Below are 1,863 nucleotides of genomic sequence, written 5' to 3'. Positions count from 1 at the left end.
CGAAAAAGCTTTTCACCGGCATCCAAGGCATCAGTCATACCGACGAATAACATAAGTCAATCACCAGCCAAAGTTCACTTTGGAACCCAAGAGCCCGGAGATCGTTGGTCCGCATCACCGGCCGAGGCTCTGCCCGTAGGCGTCGGTGGCTGAGAGACCGTCGCGCTCCCGCCTGCACAGCGAGGGAGCGCTTTATGGATCGACGTACGCCGTCCCGTTTTCCACTCGAACAGTATTTCCGACAAACAATCGAGCAAACGCGCGAACTGTTGCACCAGTCACGTGAACTGCTCCGGCAGCCGATGCCTGACATGTTCCTCGGCCGGAAGACACAAGAGCCATTCCCTCGGCGGGATGACGAGTGAGGCCATCCCAGTCTCCGTTTCAGCGCGTCGCCGCGACGTCGCCTACTGGCCCGATGGCGAAGTCTTCGGAGAGCGCTCAGTGGTCTGCTCTCCAGGGCGGACCGAACGTCGCAAGCAATCCGCTTGGACGGCGCTTTTGACCCATAGCGGATATCCTTGCGGGCTATAATTTTACTATTTGGACCGGCCGATCTCGCTCGTCGTTCCACCAACCAGCGAACTCCAACACCTCCTCCACCGACTCATTCGAGTGCGAGGTGGTGGTAACAAGTGCGTATATCCGACGCGTCGCCCATCACGAGTTCGTCGATGATATCCTCTATCCGCGCCGCGCCTTCTCCGACGACCGCAATAAGAGCAACTTTATCGCGAGGGCACTGCTCGACGAAGGCGCTCAATAGGTCTTCGTTCGATAGTGGCAGGTGAAGAATGATCCTCGACGCATAGCTCATGATTGGTGCCCATGTCCGCTGCCCTCGCACGGCACTTGGCGAATGGGCGCTGAAGCGACCGGACCAGGTGCAACGCGGACGTCATTGTAGGCCGAGGTGGTTTGCTTGGCTCGATTGCGTTTGCGTTTCATGCCCCGGTCCCACGGCCACCAAGCTTCATTGATCTACGTTAGTCTATGCTGGCTAGTCCCAAAGGCGAGGTCGAGTAGCGCTGTAACGGCTCAACGAAACGGCCCCAGCCTGTCACCGCTGGGGCCGCCAACCACACGGCTGATTTTCCTCCGGCCGGGGGCTGAGGGTGCAGTCGCAACCGGGACCGGAGGCGCAGAATCGACCATCGTCGATCAATTTTGTTCCTTGCTCAGCCGAAAAGATTGGAGAGTGGCGCAGCGGTAGCGCAGGGCACCGTTAATGCCGTGGTCGCAGGTTCGAATCCTCCTCTTCAGCCAAATAACGCGGAACGGCGGGCTTATCGTGGCAGTCGATGAGCGGATGGTTTCAGCCATTGGCTCAGTTGCGCTCCAGTCTCGGCTTGCCGTGCTCTGCGAATAAGTCGTTCGCGTTCGATACCCGGGTGAGTGCCTTGGGCCTGTTTGCGCAGGCGTGCTGCTTCTTCAGCTAGCCGTTCTTCGAGTGGTCCTGATTGTTGGAGACGACGCCGCTGCGCTGCTCCCTATTTTGAGTGGGGGCGGGAGCGCAACCGGCGTTCTCATCACCGATAGATGCCAAGGTCAGTGCGATGATGCAACGACAATAGAGGAAAGCAGACTTCGTTCCTAATCGAATGATGCCGGTTTCCCCGCTGTTCTGTCACGTCATCGTCGCGGAAGAGCGCCGGCCGCTAACATGGGTTAGGCGGTCAAGCGCGCAACCATTCAGCCGGCTTAGCTCAATAGGTAGAGCGCCCGCATTGTAGGTGGGCGATTGAATCCTGGCTCTTCAGCCAAGACAAGTAGCGATCGGAGACGCATCGATGGCGGATGTCGGTTTCATTGATTTAGATCAATGGTGCCCGTGTGGTTTCTCCGACCAGAGGGTATGAAGCC

At 58.3% G+C, this 1,863-nt stretch carries 1 protein-coding gene and 1 tRNA gene; one reads left to right on the top strand and one right to left on the bottom strand.

The window, feature by feature from the left end; translation table 11 throughout:
• Nucleotides 1-607: 607 nt before the first annotated feature.
• Entirely contained in the window at nucleotides 608-817 is a 210-nt protein-coding gene (locus tag AC5ZG1_RS43860; RefSeq protein WP_456647161.1) for a hypothetical protein, read from the bottom strand.
• A 375-nt stretch (nucleotides 818-1,192) separates the two neighbouring features.
• Here AC5ZG1_RS43860 and AC5ZG1_RS43855 point away from each other — a divergent pair.
• Nucleotides 1,193-1,266: transfer RNA gene (locus AC5ZG1_RS43855), tRNA-Asn, on the top strand.
• Nucleotides 1,267-1,863 lie beyond the last annotated feature (597 nt).

This window comes from Bradyrhizobium sp. Leo78 (assembly GCF_059512425.1).
Note: the sequence above shows the minus strand (reverse complement) of the source record. Positions and strands in the feature narration are given on the sequence as shown.